Annotated in this window: 18 protein-coding genes; 10 read left to right on the top strand and 8 right to left on the bottom strand. The window is 65.4% G+C overall.

Annotation, left to right across the window (positions count from 1 at the left end):
* The first annotated feature begins 5 nt into the window (after positions 1 to 5).
* The 4 genes from A5777_RS15355 to A5777_RS15340 are packed head-to-tail and all read left to right on the top strand — an operon-like array spanning position 6 to position 3,683.
* A complete protein-coding gene (locus tag A5777_RS15355) occupies positions 6 to 1,004 on the top strand; it encodes an ABC transporter substrate-binding protein (protein WP_005209436.1) in 999 nt (332 codons plus the stop codon).
* Positions 1,004 to 1,846 (top strand): ABC transporter permease, encoded by an 843-nt coding sequence (locus A5777_RS15350; RefSeq protein ID WP_005209434.1) that lies wholly within the window; start codon positions 1,004 to 1,006, stop codon positions 1,844 to 1,846. Before A5777_RS15355 ends, A5777_RS15350 begins: the two co-directional genes overlap by 1 nt.
* Positions 1,843 to 2,583, top strand: a complete 741-nt coding sequence (locus tag A5777_RS15345) for an ABC transporter ATP-binding protein (RefSeq protein WP_005209432.1) — start codon at positions 1,843 to 1,845, stop codon at positions 2,581 to 2,583. The genes A5777_RS15350 and A5777_RS15345 overlap by 4 nt, the downstream gene beginning before the upstream one ends.
* Entirely contained in the window at positions 2,580 to 3,683 is a 1,104-nt protein-coding gene (locus A5777_RS15340) for an LLM class flavin-dependent oxidoreductase (protein WP_005209430.1), read from the top strand. The genes A5777_RS15345 and A5777_RS15340 overlap by 4 nt, the downstream gene beginning before the upstream one ends.
* 100 nt (positions 3,684 to 3,783) lie before the next feature.
* Here A5777_RS15340 and A5777_RS15335 read toward each other — a convergent pair whose 3' ends face one another.
* The gene (locus A5777_RS15335) at positions 3,784 to 4,440 is read right to left on the bottom strand and encodes a class I SAM-dependent methyltransferase (RefSeq protein WP_005209428.1); all 657 of its coding nucleotides are present in this window, start codon (positions 4,438 to 4,440) and stop codon (positions 3,784 to 3,786) included.
* 10 nt (positions 4,441 to 4,450) lie between these two features.
* Positions 4,451 to 5,011: a carboxymuconolactone decarboxylase family protein gene (locus A5777_RS15330; RefSeq protein ID WP_039857059.1), complete on the bottom strand. Its 561-nt coding sequence runs from the start codon at positions 5,009 to 5,011 to the stop codon at positions 4,451 to 4,453.
* 26 nt (positions 5,012 to 5,037) lie between these two features.
* Here A5777_RS15330 and A5777_RS15325 point away from each other — a divergent pair, with 26 nt between their 5' ends.
* Entirely contained in the window at positions 5,038 to 5,505 is a 468-nt protein-coding gene (locus A5777_RS15325) for a MaoC family dehydratase (protein ID WP_005209425.1), read from the top strand.
* 52 nt (positions 5,506 to 5,557) lie between these two features.
* On the opposite strand, the gene A5777_RS15320 is transcribed toward A5777_RS15325, so the two are convergent.
* Together A5777_RS15320 and ramB are read right to left on the bottom strand one after the other, a co-directional pair.
* Positions 5,558 to 6,958 (bottom strand): lipase family protein, encoded by a 1,401-nt coding sequence (locus A5777_RS15320; RefSeq protein ID WP_231895081.1) that lies wholly within the window; start codon positions 6,956 to 6,958, stop codon positions 5,558 to 5,560.
* Between the two features lie 216 nt (positions 6,959 to 7,174).
* Complete coding sequence (ramB, locus tag A5777_RS15315; protein WP_005209421.1) at positions 7,175 to 8,596, bottom strand: acetate metabolism transcriptional regulator RamB; 1,422 nt, start codon at positions 8,594 to 8,596, stop codon at positions 7,175 to 7,177.
* 93 nt (positions 8,597 to 8,689) lie between these two features.
* Between ramB and A5777_RS15310 the strand changes: the two genes are divergently transcribed.
* From A5777_RS15310 to A5777_RS15295, 4 genes are all read left to right on the top strand, one after another.
* Entirely contained in the window at positions 8,690 to 9,457 is a 768-nt protein-coding gene (locus A5777_RS15310; RefSeq protein ID WP_064863290.1) for a hypothetical protein, read from the top strand.
* 526 nt (positions 9,458 to 9,983) lie between these two features.
* Positions 9,984 to 11,270, top strand: a complete 1,287-nt coding sequence (gene aceA / locus A5777_RS15305) for an isocitrate lyase (protein ID WP_005209419.1) — start codon at positions 9,984 to 9,986, stop codon at positions 11,268 to 11,270.
* A 221-nt stretch (positions 11,271 to 11,491) separates the two neighbouring features.
* Positions 11,492 to 12,373 carry a 3-hydroxybutyryl-CoA dehydrogenase gene (locus A5777_RS15300; RefSeq protein ID WP_197502392.1) on the top strand — a complete coding sequence of 294 codons (882 nt, stop codon included), beginning with the start codon at positions 11,492 to 11,494 and terminating at the stop codon, positions 12,371 to 12,373.
* Between the two features lie 201 nt (positions 12,374 to 12,574).
* Entirely contained in the window at positions 12,575 to 13,378 is an 804-nt protein-coding gene (locus tag A5777_RS15295) for a hypothetical protein (RefSeq protein ID WP_064863289.1), read from the top strand.
* A gap of 105 nt (positions 13,379 to 13,483) precedes the next feature.
* Here A5777_RS15295 and A5777_RS15290 read toward each other — a convergent pair whose 3' ends face one another.
* On the bottom strand, positions 13,484 to 14,428 hold the full coding sequence (locus A5777_RS15290; RefSeq protein WP_064863288.1) for a type IV toxin-antitoxin system AbiEi family antitoxin domain-containing protein: 945 nt from the start codon (positions 14,426 to 14,428) through the stop codon (positions 13,484 to 13,486).
* Positions 14,429 to 14,546: 118 nt separating this feature from the next.
* Positions 14,547 to 15,116, bottom strand: a complete 570-nt coding sequence (locus tag A5777_RS15285; protein ID WP_197501276.1) for an XRE family transcriptional regulator — start codon at positions 15,114 to 15,116, stop codon at positions 14,547 to 14,549.
* A 67-nt stretch (positions 15,117 to 15,183) separates the two neighbouring features.
* On the opposite strand from A5777_RS15285, the gene A5777_RS15280 reads away from it, so the two are divergent.
* Positions 15,184 to 16,374 (top strand): benzoate/H(+) symporter BenE family transporter, encoded by a 1,191-nt coding sequence (locus A5777_RS15280; RefSeq protein WP_064863287.1) that lies wholly within the window; start codon positions 15,184 to 15,186, stop codon positions 16,372 to 16,374.
* A gap of 19 nt (positions 16,375 to 16,393) precedes the next feature.
* On the opposite strand, the gene A5777_RS15275 is transcribed toward A5777_RS15280, so the two are convergent.
* Together A5777_RS15275 and A5777_RS15270 are read right to left on the bottom strand one after the other, a co-directional pair.
* Positions 16,394 to 17,260 carry a PPK2 family polyphosphate kinase gene (locus A5777_RS15275; protein ID WP_064863286.1) on the bottom strand — a complete coding sequence of 289 codons (867 nt, stop codon included), beginning with the start codon at positions 17,258 to 17,260 and terminating at the stop codon, positions 16,394 to 16,396.
* Positions 17,253 to 17,990, bottom strand: coding sequence for a TetR/AcrR family transcriptional regulator (locus A5777_RS15270; RefSeq protein ID WP_040517800.1), 738 nt, complete (start codon positions 17,988 to 17,990; stop codon positions 17,253 to 17,255). The genes A5777_RS15275 and A5777_RS15270 overlap by 8 nt, the downstream gene beginning before the upstream one ends.
* Positions 17,991 to 18,085: the final 95 nt, after the last annotated feature.

Genomic DNA, 18,085 nt, shown 5'->3' with positions numbered 1-18,085 from the left:
GTACCGTGTCGAGGAAACGTTGGGGCGCATTGGCCGTCGGGCTCGTGGCTGCGCTGTCGCTGTCTGTGAGCGCATGCTCGTCCGATGATTCGGGTAGCGGCGGCCAGTCGGCATCGGCGCAACGCATCACCCTCACCGTCGGCGATCAGGTCAAGCAGACCCAGTCGCTCCTCGAAGCATCCGGTGAGCTGAAAGACCTGCCCTACGACATCGACTGGGCTTCGTTCGAGTCGGGTCCGCCACTGCTCGAAGCCGCAGCGGCCGGCAAGGTCGACATCGGTGGAACCGGCGATGTGCCACCGGTTTTCGCGCAGGCCAGCGGTGCGCCCCTGAAGATCGTGGCGGTCCAGTCACGCGAGAAGCCCGGCGACTTCCTGTTGGCTCCGAGCGGCTCGTCGGTGACGTCGATCGCCGACCTCAAAGGCAAGAAGGTCGCTTTCACCAAGGGATCGAGCTCCAACGGACTCGTGCTCGCGCTCCTCGACAAGGCGGGCCTCAAGCCCAGTGACATCCAGCAGACCTACCTCACGCCCACCGAGGGCCTCTCGGCCTTTACCAACGGCCAGGTCGACGCCTGGGCGGTCTGGAATCCGTTTGCGCAAGTGGCGATCTCGCAGCACGGCGCCAAGGTCGTCTCCGACGGCGAAGGCTTGGTGACCCAGCAGGCGTACTACCTCGCCTCCTCGGCGTCGCTCGGCGACTTGGCGAAGCAGAAGGCGATCAGCGATCTCGTCGGCCGTCTCGCGCGAGCGAACAAGTGGTCGGTGACCCATGAGGACCAGTGGATTCCGATCTACAGCAAACTCACCAAGCTCCCCGAACCCGTTGCACGAGCGACGTTCTCGACGTCGTCCGGTTCTCTGGTCCCGATCGGTGATGAGCAGATCGCCAAGCATCAGCATCTCATCGACCTGTTCGCCAACGCCAAGGTGATCCCCAACAAGCCCAAGGCCGCCGACTACTTCGACAACCAGTTCAACGGCGCACTCGCGGGCACGAACTGATGACGGGGGCAGTCGCGGGCTCGGCCACCGCGATCCGGGGTGACGCCGACGCAGGCAGTCGTCGCGCGTCGACCCGACGGCGCACGCGCCTGTCGGTCGGTCCGTGGCTGCGCCTCATCTCACCGCTCGTCCTGCTGATCGCCTGGCAGGTGCTATCGACCAACGGTGTCATTCCGGCCAGCAAGCTGTCTCCGCCGACACAGGTGTGGGCGGCGGCGCGTGAACTGTGGGGCACAGGCGAACTGCAAGCGGCGCTGGGTGTTTCGCTGCAGCGTGTCGGCATCGGCCTGGCGCTCGGCGTGGTGTTGGCAGTCGCGCTCGGTCTGCTCGTCGGCTTCTTCCGGATCGCGGATCTGGCCATCGACCCGCCACTGCAGATGCTCCGCACTGTGCCGTTCCTCGGGCTGATCCCGTTGTTCGTCGTGTGGTTCGGTATCGGCGAGGAGCCCAAGGTCTACATGGTGGCGCTCGGCGTACTGTTCCCGCTGTACCTCAATCTGGTGTCGGGTATCCACGGCGTCGATGCGAAACTGATCGAGGCGGGTCGCTCGGTGGGTCTCGGGCGAATCGGATTGGCACGCACCGTGATTCTTCCCGGAGCGACGCCCAGCGCCCTCACCGGGTTTCGTCTGTCCCTCGGTGTCGCGTGGCTGTCGCTGATCGTTGCGGAGCAGATCAACGCCGACGCCGGGCTCGGCTACCTGGTCATGAATGCGCGCACCTACTTCCGCAACGACATCATCGTCCTCGGACTGGTGATCTACGCATTGCTGGGTCTGTTCAGTGATTCGATTGTCCGCGGCCTCGAGGCATGGCTGCTCCGATGGAGGGTGAGTCGATGAGCGGCGAGACAGTTGTTCGTGCACAGGGGATCACACGTTCCTTCGGCAACGTCGAGGTGCTGCACGGCATCGATCTGACACTGCACAGCGGCGAGATCGTGGCACTCGTCGGCAGGTCGGGCTCGGGCAAGTCGACGTTGCTGCGGATCATCGCCGGGCTCGACGACCAGCACGGTGGCCGACTCGAGGTCGACGGATCGCGCGCGGTGGCATTCCAGGAGCCGAGGCTGCTGCCGTGGCGCAGCGTCCGAAAGAACGTGTCGCTCAACCTCTCCGGCGGCAATGCCGCAGCGCGGGCGGTGACGGCGCTCGACGAGGTCGGACTATCGCATCGCGTCGACGCCTGGCCGCTGACGCTCTCCGGTGGAGAAGCCCAGCGTGCGTCGCTTGCTCGCGCATTGGTGCGCAATCCAGAAGTACTACTGCTCGACGAACCATTCGGTGCACTCGATGCGCTCACCCGGATCGAAGCGCACACACTGCTCACAAGGCTGTGGAGCACACACGGATTCGCCGCGCTGCTCGTCACTCACGACGTCGAGGAGGCCGTGGTGCTTGCCGACCGAGTGCTCGTCCTCGAGGACGGCGCCATCGCGTACGACGTCGCGGTCGACGTCGAGCGTCCCCGCCATCGGGATGATCAGCGCGTCGTCGAACTGCGTGAACGAGTGCTCGGCCACCTCGGCGTCGGAAGCCGAGACACCAATGCGACAGCTGTTGAGGAGCCTGCCCGATGAGTGCGTCATTCCACTGGTTTCTGCCGACGTCGGGCGACGGTCGAGAGGTGTTCGGTGCGCTGCAGTCGTCCGGTGTCCTCGGCACCGCGTCGGCACACCGTGCCCCCGATCTCGAGTACCTGACTCTCGTCGCCAAGACCGCCGAGAAGTTGGGATTCGAGTCGGTGCTCACCCCGACCGGAACCTGGTGTCTGGATGCGTGGGTGACCACCGCGGCGCTCATTCAGGAGACCACTCGGCTGAAGTTCCTCGTCGCGTTCCGGCCGGGATTGATCACGCCGACGTTGGCCGCCCAGCAGGCCGCGACGTTTGCCGAACTGTCCGGTGGGCGATTGGCATTGAACATCGTGACCGGCGGCGACAGGGAAGAGCAGGAGCGCTTCGGTGATCGCCTCAGCAAGGAGGAACGGTACGCCCGTACCGCGGAGTTCCTACAGATTGTGCGCGGGGCGTGGTCGGGCACACCGTACGACTTCGTCGGCGAGTATTTGGACGTCACCGGGGCCACCGTGGCACGGCCCCCGCAACCAGCGCCTGCCGTGTTCTTCGGTGGCGCAAGCGACGCCGCGCGGGAGGTTGCTGCCGCACACGTCGACACGTACCTCACGTGGAGGGAACCGCCGGACAAGGTAGCCGCACTGATCGACGACGTGCGTGCCCGGGCCGCGAAGTACGGCCGGACACTCTCATTCGGCATCCGTGCGCATGTGATCACCCGCGACACGCGCGAAGAGGCGTGGGCGGAAGCCCGCAAGCTGGTCGACCGCATGGACCCGAACGTGATTGCCCTTGCGCGAGAACGGCTTCTGCAGTCCGAGTCGGAGGGTCAGCGTCGACAACTGTCGTTGAACGCCGACCTCGCGAATCTCGAGGTATACCCCGGTTTGTGGGCGGGTTACGGACTGGTGCGGCCCGGTGCCGGCACCGCTTTTGTGGGCAGCCACGCCGAGGTGGCCGACCTCATCGGTCAGTACCGCGCGCTCGGCGTCGACCATTTCATCCTGTCCGGTCAGCCGCACATCGAGGAGGCGTACTGGTTCGCGGAGGGAGTGGCGCCGCTGGTGCGCGCTGCCGAAGCCCGCGCGCCGCAGGCGATCTGAGCGTCAGAGGTCGACGGCGCGCGAAGCTGGGCGTCTAAATATGTGTCGTATCGAAGGATGTGGGTGCTGCAGCACACACATCCTTCGATTCAACACACATTCAGGGGCGGTCTTCGTCGGCCGGTAGCCGGGCGAGGATGAACTGCCCCTGCCCGGTGATGGTCTGCTCGACGTCGACCGCTCCGGCCGCCCGCAGGCGATCGACGATCTCGGCGCGGCCGAAGATCCGATACCCGGTGAGCGCGGTGACGGTTCGGACGCCCGGCAGTCCGGTCAGGTTGGTGACGACCGAAGTGAATACGGCCACCTCGCCACCTGGTGTGGCGACCCGTACGAGCTCGTCGATCACCGGCAGCGGGTCGGGAATCAGATACAGCGCTGCCAGGCACACGACGGAATCAAAGGTGTTGTCGCCGAACGGAATCGAATGTGCGTCGGCGCGAATGTAGGCGACTCGTTCGTCGCTGTTGGTGGCCGCGGCCTTGGCCAGCATCGTCGGCGAGAAGTCGATGCCGACGCAACGGCCGTCGCCGGTGAGCGCCGCTGACAGCCGCCGCGTGTAGTTGCCCGGGCCGCACGCGACGTCGAGGATGCTGCGCTCACCGGGTCGAGCCAGATGCGCAACCAGTGCGCGATCGGCGACCTCGGTCGAGGACCCGCCGAAACTGAACAGTCGGGTGAACGCCGGTCGCCACAGTCGTTCATAGACTTCGCTGAACAGTGGATTGTTCATGGCCCGCTGGGCCAGCGAAGTCATCGTGGGAACCTCACACGCGTTCGTCGCGCTGAACCCGCAAGGTGTGCAGCGTGGTGGCCAACGAGTCGTACTGCAGCGCGAGCAAGACGAAGGCGATGGCCCGGCGTTCGTCGAGATGACGACGCAACGACGTCCAGGTGGTCTCGCTGATGTCCTTGTCGGCGATCAATTCGTCGACGGACTGCAGCATCCACTTCTCCCGGTCACCCCAGCCGGCGTCGGGTCCGGCGATGATCCGTGCGAGCTCGGCGTCGTCGATGCCTGCGCGTTTGCCGAGGCGGCGATGGTGGTCGAGTTCGTAGTCGCTGCCGCGCAGGTGCGCGACGCGGATGATCACCATCTCGGACTCGCGCCGCGAGAGTGAGCCGAACGGCATCAGCCTGCTCGAGTAGTAGAGCCATGCGCGGAAGAGCCCGCGCGTGCGCCCCAGAGTGGAGAAGACGTGAGCGTCGCGCACCCCGATGACGCGTGCCGCGCCCCTCGCGAACACCCAGTTGATGAGTCCGAGGTCGCTCAATGTTCCGGGCGCAACACGCGGACCGGTTGCCACGTCACCTTCACTGGTCGTCATGATCGCAACGGTAGACTACGGAATTCATGACGGACATCACACCACGGACGTTCAACAGCATCTCAGAGCTGACAGCGGCGATCGGCGAGGATCTGGGGTACGGCGACTGGTTGGAGGTCACCCAGGAGCGCATCGACGCGTTTGCCGATGCGACCGGTGATCACCAGTGGATTCACGTCGACCCCGAGCGCGCGAATGACGGGCCGTTCGGTGCGACGGTCGCGCATGGCTACCTGACGCTGTCGCTGCTCCCACTGCTGGCGGGCGACATCTTCACCGTGAACGGGCCCAAGCTGGTGATCAACTACGGACTGAACAGGGTCCGCTTCCCCAGCCCGGTCAAGGTCGGATCGCGAATCCGGGCCAACGCCGAGATCGTCTCGATCGACGACAGCCCCGCCGGGGTCACCATGGTGGTGCGCAGCACGGTGCAGATCGACGGCGTCGAGAAACCCGCGTGCGTCGCCGAGAACGTGCGCGTGCTCGTCTACTGAACCCATCGCCGCCTCAACACGTCACTGCCCGAACCGATCAGCGCTTGAACAGTCACCGACGTGGGCAGCCGCCGCGTGCAGGTGAGCCGCGTAGTCGCGCGTCGAGCCAACTCATCGCGTCCGGAAAGCCGATCACGGCAGCGGTCAGGTGCTCGCCGAGCACCTCACGGTACTGAGCGTTCGCGCCGAGTCGACACTGTTCGACGAACAGGCTGCGCGCCCCGGCGGCCGGTATCCACCACTCCTGGGCGCCGTTGTAGATGTAGAGCGGAACCACCGATCGGGTGTCGGACATCTGTGTCACGCGGTAGACGTGTTCTGCGACGGGCGAGTGGAACGGATCACCGACGTTTGCCATGAGCTGCATCGGCATGAATGTCGCGCCCGCGAGGGCCTCGGGTATCACGCACACGTTCTTCAACGGCGACGACGCAATCCACTGAGCCGGATTGTTGGCCATGGTGAGGATCTCGGGCCGCTCACGGGCGATGCCGAACGTCGCGGCATGGAACAGTCCCGTCGCGAGGTTGGCGTTCATACTGCCGACGAGCATCCGGAAGTCGGCAGGCACGCCGCCCAGTGCTGCCCCGACGACGCGCGGGGCGAGTTCAGGCGCGTACCCGGCCAGGAGCTTCGCCGCACCGGCCGTGGCGATCGAGCCGCCGGAGTATCCGCTCATCGCAATTGCGCTGTGTCCAAACATCTTCGGCTCCAGGTTCGACGCTGCGCGGATGGAGTCGAGCACGACGTGACCCGCGACGACGGGCTCTGCGTATGCCATCCGCGGCCCCTGGTGGTCGGGGATCAGCACGCCATACCCGTGCGCAAGCGCGAGCTGCGTCGTCGGAGGCAGTAGGTCTGTCACGCCACTTGCGATCGAAAAGCCGTGAGCGAGGGTGTAACCCGGGTTGCACGCGGTCCCGAGTGAATCGATGGGAAGGTTGTTCACGAGGATCGGCCTGGGTCCGCGCACAGGTGCGGAAGCGGTAGGGGTGATCAGCGTCGCGGTACCGAAGCTTGGTGTGCCGACTGCGTCCGTACTGCGGAACTTGATGAGCGTTGCCGACGCAATCGGCGCGGTGACCACCGGCGCGGCCGATGCGGTCACGTCGCGCGTGGCGATGACGGTGCCGGGGCGAAGGGAACCGAGGTTCGACGGCCAGCGGTCGAACATGGGATCCCCGGTCGGGGTAGGGAGCGTGGCCTCGCGCAATTCCTGTGTCCGCCAAGATAATCCGGGTGACTGTGCGCGCAACGGAATTCTCGACAGATGCGGAAAGGGCGGTGCGGGTACCACGTGGTCGATGGCATCGGGGACCTGCTGGGGGATGCCCATCATGTTCGGCGGGTCCGCGGCAGTGATGCCCGGTGCACTCGGGACGACAACACACGCCAGCACGAAGGCGGCGACAGCAAAGTTTCGCCGTGGTGAATGTCGCCGTGTTGAACGCATGGCGTCGTGCCTCCAGACCGGGAGAGGGGAAGCACCCCCGACGGCTGCTTCCCCTCTCCCGCGCCCACCATAGGGCGCATCCTGATCGATTGATCCACAAATGGCTACGACGTATGACCTGTGATGGATCTGTAACCCTCGGACCGGGGTCCGCTTGTGCGACAAGAAGAGTTGTCGAGAAAGTGTGACTGCGTCAAAGCGACTGCGTCGACTGTGTCAGAGCGACATGTAGGGCGACACGCTGCTGCGATGGGAGTCGACACGTAGGCTCGAGCCGAGTGGTGGGAATGCGCGCTGCGCACAATGTTGTCGTTCGCACACACGACATCCCGCACCAATCGGCGTGATTCGCGCCTGAGGGCCGATTTCGAGTCCGTCCGAGTAGATGACTCGAGCAGCGTGTCGCAGCTCGCAGCCGAGTCCGAGCGCGAACGTCTTGCCCGGCTGGCCGTATCGCACGGCCCGCCTCTCCACCGTGCGGGCGACCCAGAAATAGTCACGGCCGTCGGGCATTTCGGCGATTTGCGTGATGATCTTTCCGGGGTAGGCGAACGTCTCGTAGACATTCCACAGTGGGCATGTGCCGCCGCTCGACGAGAAGTGAAATCCTGTGGCGGACTGGCGTTTCGACATGTTTCCCGCACGGTCGACGCGGACGAACGACCACGGTACGCCACGGAGGTTCGGGCGCTGCAGCGTCGAGAGTCGGTGGCAGATGGTCTCGTAGGAGACCGCGTAGAACGCCGAGAGGCGTTCGATGTCGTAGCGGAAATCCTCTGCCGCGCCGTGGAACTGCGTGTAGGGCAACAGGACTGCGGCCGCGAAGTAGTTGGCCAGTCCGGTCTTCGCGAGCGCCTGGGCCTCATCGTTGGTGAAGTTCGCCTCCTCGACCAATTCGGTGAGTAGATCGTCGAATTCGACGAGCGCGAGTTCTGCGGCGAGTTTGAATGCGCGCTGGCCGGCCGACAGCGCGGCCGAGACCTCGAGACGTCGTGTCGCGGGGTCGAATCGGTGCAGGAGGTAGTCGCCAAGGTCGACGCGCGGGGCGATCGTCACCCCGTGGACGCGTTCGAGCCGGTCGGCGATCTCCCGTCGGACGTCGCCCGAGTGCATCCGCATGCGTGCGTTGAGCTCTTCTGCCGCGACATCGAGTGCGTGAATGTAGTTGCGGCGCTGGTAGAAATAGTCGCGCACCTCTTCGTGGGGTGCGGTGATCGATCCGCGCATGGCGCGGTCGCTGCGCTCGTCGGTCGCCGCGGCGAGCTGATCGATCGCGATCCGATACCGGCGATGCAGATTCACCATCGCCTGCGCCATGTCGGGGTGGGCCGAGACCATCGCCGCGATCTCCTGGGGGTCGGCGGTCGTCGGGGCGGCCTCGATGTCGTCGTCGAGCAGCGCCTCACGCAGTTCCGCGACGAGTCGCACGTCGTCTTGGGAGTCGAAGAACCCGCCGTCGACTCCGAATGCCTCGGTGATCCGCGCCAGCACCGATGCGGTGAGCGGGCGGGCGTCGTGTTCGATCTGGTTGAGATACGACGCGGAGATGCGCAGCGTCTGGGCCAACGCCACCTGCGACAGCCCGCGTTCGGAGCGAAGCTGACGTAAGCGCGATCCGACATAGGCCCTGTTGTTCATAGGTCACCGCCGTTCATAGCTCACTGCTGTTCATAGCTCACCGCAGTCCATAGGTCGCCATGTCGTCGGACCCGCTCAGGGTACGGTGACCCCGTGCGTGCGCGGTGGGTTCGACGGTGGGTGGCAGCGACGCTGCTCGCCTGTGTTGCTGCAACACTCGCCGGATGCGGCGACGATGACGCGGTCTCGACCGCCGCGGCCGTCGCTCCCGCCGATCTGCTGCTTCGGCCCGCGCAGTTGCCGTCGGGTTTCGCGACGACGCAACTGACCGTCTCCGACCTCGTGGACTCCGACCGTGCGCAACTGGTCGCGGCACGCGCCGACACCGTGATGCCACAGGAGTGCCGCGCCACTGCGGACACGGCGTTCACCGAGAAGGTCAGCGCGTCGAACTCTGCGGTGCTGGCAGCGAGCGCGGCCGACGTCGGGCTCGTCGAGCTGGTATCCACTGCTCGACGCGACATCGACGACGACATCCGCACGAGGACTGCGCAGTGCCGTAGGACGCACACCACTGTTGCGGCGGGAAGTCTTGCGGGTGCGACGGTCACCACCGAGTCGACGACGCTGCCCGACCCGCCGGAGGTCGCGAAGAGTCCCGGCGGACTCAGCGTCGAACGTGCTTTTCTCTCGCGATCGGATGTGTCGACGACGCTGCCGGATTCGACAGTGCGAAAGCAGGTCGGATTTGTCGGATATGCGCTCGTGAAGCGTCCAGGAGGTTCGGTGCTCACGGTCAGTCTCACGGTGAACGGTCCGGGCGGCCGGGCGCAGAATCCGCCTGCCGACGCGGTGGAGCCGATGTCGTCGTCGGCGTTCGTCGATCTGTTCGGCACAGCACTGAAAGCGGCCGCGAGATGACCGACCGCGCGGTGACGAGGCCAGGCCGCGGCCGGGTGCACCTGGAACCTCGGTGTGAAACACGCCACATGTGAGGTGTCGGGAGTCTTTCCAGCGGGCATCGGGTTGATGCTCCTGCGCATGCCGACCGTCGGCGGAGCGCACGGAGAAAACGCAGTACGCGCGTACTTTTTAACGCTCCGCTGACGACTCTTCACATCTCCAGATTTGCAAAATTTGCAAATCTTCGCCACATGGTTGGCGCATTTTTGCAGTCAAAGGGGATTGGACCTGCGTGTTTTCGGTGTGGCACCCTTGAGTCAGGCGTTTCCGGGAAGTGCCGAAGAGTTCGCAAACTCCGACCCCATCCTGTGGTGGTCATCACATTTGCGGACGCGACGCGCGCTCGGAGGCCTGACATCATCCGGCCTGGGTGCAATTCCTTGGCAGCTTCGGCCGGGTCCAGATAGGCCCCGGTCTCTGTGAGCCGGACAAGCATTCGTCTCGGGAGATCGGGACGAGCAGCACAACGAAAGCGAAGTGGCTAATGAGCAACGTCGGAAAGCCCCGCACCGCCGCGGAAATCCAGCAGGACTGGGACACCAACCCGCGGTGGAAGGGCATCACGCGCGAATACACTGCCGAGCAGGTTGCCGAGCTCCAGGGCACCGTCGTCGAGGAGCACACCCTCGCTCGTCGTGGCGCCGAGATCCTGTGGGAAGGCGTCAACAGCGACAACTACATCAACGCGCTCGGCGCGCTGACCGGTAACCAGGCCGTGCAGCAGGTGCGCGCGGGCCTCAAGGCCATCTACCTCTCGGGTTGGCAGGTCGCCGGTGACGCGAACCTCTCCGGCCACACCTACCCCGACCAGTCGCTCTACCCGGCCAACTCGGTGCCGGCCGTCGTGCAGCGCATCAACAACGCGATGCTGCGCGCCGACGAGATCGCCCGCGTCGAGGGTGACAACTCGGTCGACAACTGGGTCGTGCCGATCGTGGCCGACGGCGAAGCCGGCTTCGGTGGCGCCCTCAACGTCTACGAGCTGCAGAAGGCCATGATCAAGGCCGGCGCCGCTGGCACCCACTGGGAGGATCAGCTCGCCTCGGAGAAGAAGTGCGGCCACCTCGGTGGCAAGGTGCTCATCCCCACCCAGCAGCACATCCGCACCCTGACCTCGGCTCGCCTCGCTGCCGACGTTGCCAACACCCCGACCGTCGTCGTCGCTCGTACCGACGCCGAGGCCGCAACCCTCATCACCTCCGATGTCGACGAGCGCGACAAGCCGTTCGTGACCGGTGAGCGCACCACCGAGGGCTTCTACAACGTGAAGAAGGGCATCGAGCCCTGCATCGCGCGTGCCAAGGCATACGCTCCCTACGCCGACCTCATCTGGATGGAGACCGGCAAGCCCGACCTGGAGCTGGCTCGCCAGTTCGCCGAGGCCGTCAAGAGCGAGTTCCCCGACCAGCTCCTGGCCTACAACTGCTCGCCTTCCTTCAACTGGAAGCAGCACCTGGACGACGCGACCATCGCGAAGTTCCAGAACGAGCTCGGCGCGATGGGCTTCAAGTTCCAGTTCATCACCCTCGCCGGCTTCCACGCCCTCAACTACTCGATGTTCGATCTGGCCTACGGCTACGCCCGTGAGCAGATGACCGCTTACGTCGACCTGCAGGAGCGCGAGTTCGCTGCTGAGGCTCGTGGCTACACCGCCACCAAGCACCAGCGCGAGGTCGGTGCGGGCTACTTCGACCGCATCGCCACCACGGTCGACCCCAACACCTCGACCGCTGCTCTGAAGGGCTCCACCGAGGAAGGCCAGTTCCACTAGGAACTAGTCCGCCTCTTCGAGGTCTGCTCCAGCCCAGGCGGCCCGCAGCTTTACGTTGCGGACTCGTCCGCCTCTCCGGAGCTTTTGCGAATCGACAGGCGGCCCGCGACTTACGTTGCGGGCCGCCTGTTGGCATATTCGGCACTCGTGGGCGTTCCCGGCGAGTTACCCATGTGCCCGCGAGATCTGTTGTCACCAAACGAAATCTGAGCGGAGCGAGTGTGTCTGAGGCGTGGCGTGTCGGTGTGGTCGGTGCGGGCCAGATGGGTGCGGGGATCGCCGAGGTGTGCGCTCGCTCCGATGCCGACGTACTGGTCTACGAACCTTCGCGCGAACTCGTCGCCGGCGGTCGGTCGCGGATATTGCGCTCGCTCGAGCGGGGAGTGTCGAGCGGCAAGCTCACCGAGCGGGAACTTGAACAGGCGTCGATGCGACTGCGATTCACCACCGAACTCGACGATTTCGCCGATCGGCAGGTGGTCTGCGAGGCGGTCGTCGAGGACGAGGGCGTCAAGACCGAGATCTTCGCGGCCCTCGACAAGATAGTGTGCGATCCCGGCGCTGTTCTGGCGTCCAACACGTCGTCGATTCCGATCATCACGCTGGGCATGGCCACCCAGAATCCGGCGCGGGTGATCGGTCTGCACTTCTTCAACCCGGTGCCGGTACTGCCGCTCGTCGAGTTGGTGTCGACGTTGCATACCGATGCCGACATCGTCACGCGCGCAGAGGCTTTCGCCAACGCCGTGCTCGGCAAGCAGGTCATTGCGTCTGCCGATCGGTCCGGGTTCGTGGTGAACGCGATGTTGGTGCCGTACCTGCTGTCGGCAATTCGATTGGTGGAGAACGGATTCGCCGACGTCGAGGACGTCGACCGAGGCATGGTGCTCGGCTGCGCGCATCCGAAGGGTCCGCTGCGGCTTGCGGATATGGTCGGATTGGACACCGTCACAGCGATCGCCGACCGCATGTATGCGGAATCGAAAGAGGCGCTGTACGCACCGACTCCGCTGCTCCTGCGCATGGTGGAGGCCGGGCACCTCGGCAAGAAGTCGGGCCGCGGCTTTTATCGATACGCCGACGATCCGCAGGCGCGATTCTGAGTGTGGGCGGTATCACAGCGATTCCGCAAATAGTGCTAGCAGATTGCTTGCAATAGCTAGCAAACGTGGCATACTGGCTTATGGAACCACTACAAGTGCTGGTGCGGCACCTATCGAGACCAGAAGCGACAATGTGGTTGCCTCCTCGATATGCCTTGTGCTGCAACCTTTTTTGGTGACCAATTGACTAAGGAGATCGCCATGACCACCACCGAACGCAATCTGCCCAGCCCGTTCTATGCCGTGGTTGGCGCGGGCGACCTTGCACTCAAGCAGGTCAGCGACGCCGTCACGCAGATCAAGGAGCGCACCGAGGCTGCTGGCGAGACCGCCCAGACCCGCTTCGAGGAGACCCGCGGCCGTCTGAACGCTCTGCCCGAGGAACTTCCGGGCACCATCGAGTCGACCATCGACGACCTGCGCACCAAGCTGTCGCCGGAGGAGCTGCGCAAGCTCGCCGACGGCTACGTCGAGTTCGCCACGAGTGTCTACACCTCGCTCGCCGAGCGCGGCGAAGAGGCTGTCGGCCGTCTGTGGCAGCAGCCGATCGTGCAGGAGGGGCTGACCCGCGCGGAGAAGACCTACAACGACGCCGTCGACCTGACCGAGGACGCACTCGGCGTGGTCTCGCATCAGACTCGCGCCGTGGGTGAGCAGGCTTCCAAGCTCGCCACGCTGGTCAGCACCCGCGTCGGCGAAGCCGGCGATGCCCTCGACGACGCCGTCGACGATCTCAACGGCAAGGTCGAAGAGGCTGCTCTCGAGGTGAACGAGAAGCTCGACGAGGCAAGCGCGGCGGTCGCCGAGGCCGGCAAGACCGCCAAGGCTCGTAGCGCGACCGCAGCATCGAAGATCGACGGTGCCGCAGGCGCGGTCGAGGGCAAGGCGCGCACCGCAAATGCGTCGCCCGCCAAGAAGATTGCCGCCAAGCGCACCACCACGGCTGCTCCGGCAAAGTCGACCACCGCCAAGAAGTCGACCCCGGCCAAGAAGAGCACCAGCTAGTTTCTGGCCACATCTACTCGCATTCCCGCGAACTCGATTCGTTGCCGCGACCGACATTTCGGTCGCGGCAACGGACTTGGTTCGCGGGAATGTGCGTTGTGGGGGTCATGCGGCCATCAGCCCGAGATCGAGAAGCCTGGTGCGCACCAGTGGCACCATCTCGTCGCGCTCGAGCATTCCCCATGTCCAGCGCACGAGGGTCGCGTGGAGGAGTGCGAGATCGGCTTCGCGCTTCTTTTCTCGGATCAGCGCCTCGCGTGCAGTCTCGCCGGGACGCATACCGTACTTGTTGATCCCGTCGAACTCGCCGATCAGAGTCGCCGCCCAATCGAAGTCGGTGCGGTAGTCGCGTCCGTTGACGTGGAACGTGTGCTGGAGACGAGGCATGGGTAACTCGGCCTCGATGATCTGTGCTCTGCTCCACGACTCACCGACGCTTTCCGAACGGCCGTCGGCGACGGAGAGCGCCTGTCGTGCGCCGCGGACGCCTCGACGACGTCGACCGTTGAGTAATTTGCGCATCGCGTCGCGGTCGGCGCCGAGGCGGAGCGCGGCGTCGAACACGACCACCCCCTGGGCGAAGGTCCCGCTCAGTGCGATGTCGACGGCTGTCCGCTCCAGGGTTGTCAACGCCAGGTCGTCGATCGACATCGTCTGCTCGGGCGCCACGAATGCGGAATGAACGTGGCGTCGCCCGCGTACGAATCCGCCGCTCGTGCCGCCGTTCGCGAAGTGCACCAGCTCGTGGTCGGGTTTCAGTGTCGGGAGACCGTGCAGCGCGGCCGCGGACCAGTGGCTCAGCACTCTCGGTCCGGTGCTCTTCGACGACGTCGCGACCGCGATGGTCCGCAGGCGATACAGGCGATCGCCCCCGTCGTCGCCGTCGGTGAGCTCGTCGCTGGAGACGGCGAAGACCCCGTCGGCCAACCGGATGAGAATTCCGGCCGAGATCGCGGCTGCGAGCTGGCCGTCGGAGATGTTATTGCGCAGAGCGGCCTTGCGGCGGACTAGTCCGTGGCGATCGGTCGGGAAGTCGAGTTCGGGGAGCATGCGTCTTTTGACGCAGCGGACCCGTGCGCGGTTCCCTCGATTTTTCGCGACGTCGTTCCGTTCCCGCGACCTGGGTTGGGTTCGCGCGAACGCAACGGGGTCGCGCCGACGACCGAAGCTAGGCAGGTGAGTCGATGGTGAGTACGGCGAGGACGTCGTCGTCGGTGCGGTAGGTGTGCGGTCGGTCGCTGATCCATTGCAGGGATTCGCCTGCGGCCGCGGCCCTTTCGTCGCCCTCGGGCCCGGCGACGAGGTTTCCGCGGACCACTCGGACATGTTCGACGACGCCGGCGCCGTGCGACGGGGAGCGTCGTACCCCTCCGGAAGAGACGTGGAGCCAGAAGACCTCCGTCGTCGAACCGTCGTCGTGATGTTCGACGTGGAGCAGCCGTGCGGTGAGGTGCGTGCCGTCGCCCTCGGTTCCCGACGCCTCGCCGAGGAGGGCCGTCAGTGGCACGCCGAGGGGGCCCGCCACGGCGTAGAGCGTGTCGAGGGTCGGGTTGCGTTGTCCCGCTTCGAGTTCGGACAGCGAACCCTTGCCGATCCCGGCGGCGCGGGCCAGCGCGGACAGGCTGAGTCCGCGTTCGGTCCGTAGCGCCGAGATCCGCTCACCGACGTCTCTTCGCCGATCGTCACGCTCCGAGTCGCTCACAACTCCCTCGACCACGTGCCTGCCTTTCCGCGTCATTGGTCGGTCGCGGTGCGGTGTCGCACCGAGTGTTCTGTTTACAGAACGATACCGCTATGCTGGCGTCGTGACCGCACAGCAGCAGGCGTCGAACACCGAGCCGATCGTCGCGGGCGTCGTCACCGCGCTCGTCGGTTTCACCTCGTCGTTTGTGGTCGTCGTGTCCGGGCTTCGCGCCGTCGGGGCGTCGTCGACACAGGCGGCGTCGGGTCTGTTGGCGCTCACGGCGACATTCGCGCTCGGCATCATCGTGCTGTGCCTGCGCTATCGGATGCCGATCACTCTGGCATGGTCGACGCCCGGCGCGGCCCTGCTCGCGGCGATGGGTGCGAGTTACCACGCGGGCTGGCCGGCCGCTGTCGGCGCGTTTCTCGTCGTCGGAGTTCTCGTCGTCGCCACAGGATTGATCCCCGCGCTCGGTGATCTCATAGCAAGAATTCCGACGCCTGTCGCACAGGCGATGCTCGCAGGCGTGCTGCTGACGCTGTGTCTTGCGCCGATCAAATCCCTTGCGGTGCAACCGTTGCTGACCATTCCGATTCTCGTGGTGTGGCTATGTGCCACTCGCTGGTTGTCGCGCTGGGCGTTGCCGCTCGCTCTGATGACCGCGCTCGTCGTGATCGGGATCTACCTCGCGGTGCGCGGCGTCGACTCCGCGGCCCACACCGAATGGTGGCCGCAGATCGCCTGGACCACACCGCATTTCGACGCCTCGGCGGTCGTCGGCATCGCGATCCCGCTTTACGTGGTCACGATGGCCTCGCAGAATGTGCCGGGCGTCGCGGTCTTGAAGTCGTTCGGCTACCAAACCCCTTGGCGGGCTTCGATGTTCGTCACGGGCACGGGCACGGTCGTCGGCGCGCCGTTCGGTGGTCACGCGATCAATCTGGCCGCGTTGTCGGCAGCGCTCGCCGCGGGCGATGAGGCCGGACCGGATCGTTCCCGACGGTGGATCGCGGGAGTCTCCGCGGGCGTGTCGTATCTCATCCTCGCTGCGCTGTCGGGCGTGTTGGTCACGATCACGGCGATCGCGCCGCACGGTCTGCTCGAAACGGTTGCGGGACTGGCATTGCTCGGTACCTTCGCCTCGGCGCTCGTCGGTGCGCTGGCGCAGGAGGAGTACCGAATTCCCGCCGCGCTCACGTTCGTCACCGCTGCTGCGGGGATCTCGTTCTGGGGCATCGGGGGAGCGTTCTGGGCGCTCGTCGTCGGACTCGTGGCGCACACGGTGCTCCGACGCCGCGACCCGTCGACCTGATCGGCTGCCCACCGCGAACTCAGTCGGAGGCCGCGAGCCTCTTCTTCTGGGCGTCGATGTCGAAGTCGGCCTTTGGCCACTCGAGGTCGAGTCTTTCGAGTGCGGAGATCAGTAGTTCACACACCGCGAGGCGCGAAAACCACTTCTTGTTCGCGGGAATGAGATACCAGGGCGCCGTGTCGGAGTCGCAGCGATCGAAGATCGCCTGGTAGGCGTCGAGATAGTCGTTCCAGAACGGTCGCTCGTCGATGTCGTCCGGATTGAACTTCCAGTACTTGTCCGGTCGGTCGAGTCGCTCGGCAAGGCGTTTACGCTGTTCGCCTTTGGAGACGACCAGTGCACACTTCACGATGGTCGTTCCGGTCTGGACGAGATCATCCTCGAACTCGTTGATGGTCTCGTAGCGTCCTTCCCATTCGGATTGCGGCACGAGATTGTGTACCCGCACGGGAAGTACGTCCTCGTAGTGCGAACGATCGAAGATGCCGATATGCCCAGCGGGAGGCACGGCCTTGCGGATGCGCCACAGGAAATCGTGCTCGAGCTCTTCTGGTGTGGGCTTACCGAAACCCTTGATCGACAAGCCCTGTGGATCGACGAGACCGCCGACGTGTCGGACGATCCCGCCCTTGCCCGCAGTGTCCATACCCTGCAGCACGAGTAGCACCGAGCGGTGATCACCGGATCGGCCGTTGGCGTACAACAACTCCTGTAGATCGGCGAGCACCTCGCCGCGTTCGGCGAGCAACTGGGTGCCGTACCCGTGATCGCCCTCGAAGCCGGGGGTGGACCCGGCGTCGAACTCGGCGATCGGCCCGAGTGTCGTGGCCCGCAGTGCCTCGGTCGCGGGTCGCGTCCATCCCGCGTTCTTGTCGTTCTCACCCATCGACGTGAGCCTCCTCCGGTCTCGTCGGTTGTGTCAGCGGGGGAGGGTCGGAGATGAACTGCTCGCGGGACCCGTCGACCCCGGCGATCCCGATGACCGAACTCCACACCATCATCGTCAGGTAGTCGATCAGCTCGTCGACGGAGACGTCGCGGTCGGTCATCCACCAGTCGACAGCGCGCTGGATGCCGCCCACGAGTACGTGGGACCACACCTTGGCCCCGGAGGTGTCTGCGGAGCGCTCTTCCATCCGCAGGACGATCGCCGCCGTCAGCAACTGGGCGACGAGTCGCTCCGATTCGACAGTCCCGACCGATGACGTCGGTGAGTTGGTCAGTGCGAACCGGTACAGCGCCGGGTCGTCGGCCACTGCCCGCACATACACGCCGATCACCGTTCTGGTCAGCGTGTACTCGTCGGCGTCGTCGGAGATGGCCTCGGCCAACCTGGGGAGCAGCGTTGTCTCGAAGAAGCGCACGGTCACTGCGGTTCCGAGGTCGTTCTTGTCGCTGAAGTACCGGTAGAGGACGGTCTTCGAGACACCGATGTGTGTGGCGATCTCGTCCATCCCGGCGTCGGCTCCGAGCGCGCGCACGGCGTCGATCGTGCCATCGGTCAACTCACTCCGACGATCCTGTTTGTGCTTCTCCCACCGCTGCCTGCGCCCGTCGGGTTTGACCGTGTCGTCGGTGACCGCGCCGAGCAGCGCCTGTTCGACCCCGCGCGTCACGTGTGCAGCAGCCGAAAGCGCAGTACGTGCCGCGGCCGCAGGGCTTGGGCGGTTGGGTATCACCCGGCCAGCCTAATCCCCGGCAGAGGGTAGAA

It is taken from the genome of Gordonia sp. 852002-10350_SCH5691597, from assembly GCF_001665715.1.
Taxonomy (GTDB): Bacteria; Actinomycetota; Actinomycetes; order Mycobacteriales; family Mycobacteriaceae; genus Gordonia; species Gordonia sputi.
This window is presented reverse-complemented; position numbering and strand designations above follow the sequence as displayed.

What these genes read in the sequence shown, in the direction of transcription:
- A5777_RS15320 (WP_231895081.1), bottom strand. Translation starts at nt 6,958, where the DNA reads ATGCGTTCAACACGGCGACATTCACCACGGCGAAACTTTGCTGTCGCC.
- A5777_RS15350 (WP_005209434.1), top strand. Translation starts at nt 1,004, where the DNA reads ATGACGGGGGCAGTCGCGGGCTCGGCCACCGCGATCCGGGGTGACGCC.
- A5777_RS15295 (WP_064863289.1), top strand. Translation starts at nt 12,575, where the DNA reads ATGACCACCACCGAACGCAATCTGCCCAGCCCGTTCTATGCCGTGGTT.
- A5777_RS15340 (WP_005209430.1), top strand. Translation starts at nt 2,580, where the DNA reads ATGAGTGCGTCATTCCACTGGTTTCTGCCGACGTCGGGCGACGGTCGA.
- A5777_RS15330 (WP_039857059.1), bottom strand. Translation starts at nt 5,011, where the DNA reads ATGACGACCAGTGAAGGTGACGTGGCAACCGGTCCGCGTGTTGCGCCC.
- A5777_RS15325 (WP_005209425.1), top strand. Translation starts at nt 5,038, where the DNA reads ATGACGGACATCACACCACGGACGTTCAACAGCATCTCAGAGCTGACA.
- A5777_RS15345 (WP_005209432.1), top strand. Translation starts at nt 1,843, where the DNA reads ATGAGCGGCGAGACAGTTGTTCGTGCACAGGGGATCACACGTTCCTTC.
- A5777_RS15335 (WP_005209428.1), bottom strand. Translation starts at nt 4,440, where the DNA reads ATGACTTCGCTGGCCCAGCGGGCCATGAACAATCCACTGTTCAGCGAA.
- aceA (WP_005209419.1), top strand. Translation starts at nt 9,984, where the DNA reads ATGAGCAACGTCGGAAAGCCCCGCACCGCCGCGGAAATCCAGCAGGAC.
- ramB (WP_005209421.1), bottom strand. Translation starts at nt 8,596, where the DNA reads ATGAACAACAGGGCCTATGTCGGATCGCGCTTACGTCAGCTTCGCTCC.
- A5777_RS15290 (WP_064863288.1), bottom strand. Translation starts at nt 14,428, where the DNA reads ATGCTCCCCGAACTCGACTTCCCGACCGATCGCCACGGACTAGTCCGC.
- A5777_RS15285 (WP_197501276.1), bottom strand. Translation starts at nt 15,116, where the DNA reads ATGACGCGGAAAGGCAGGCACGTGGTCGAGGGAGTTGTGAGCGACTCG.
- A5777_RS15275 (WP_064863286.1), bottom strand. Translation starts at nt 17,260, where the DNA reads ATGGGTGAGAACGACAAGAACGCGGGATGGACGCGACCCGCGACCGAG.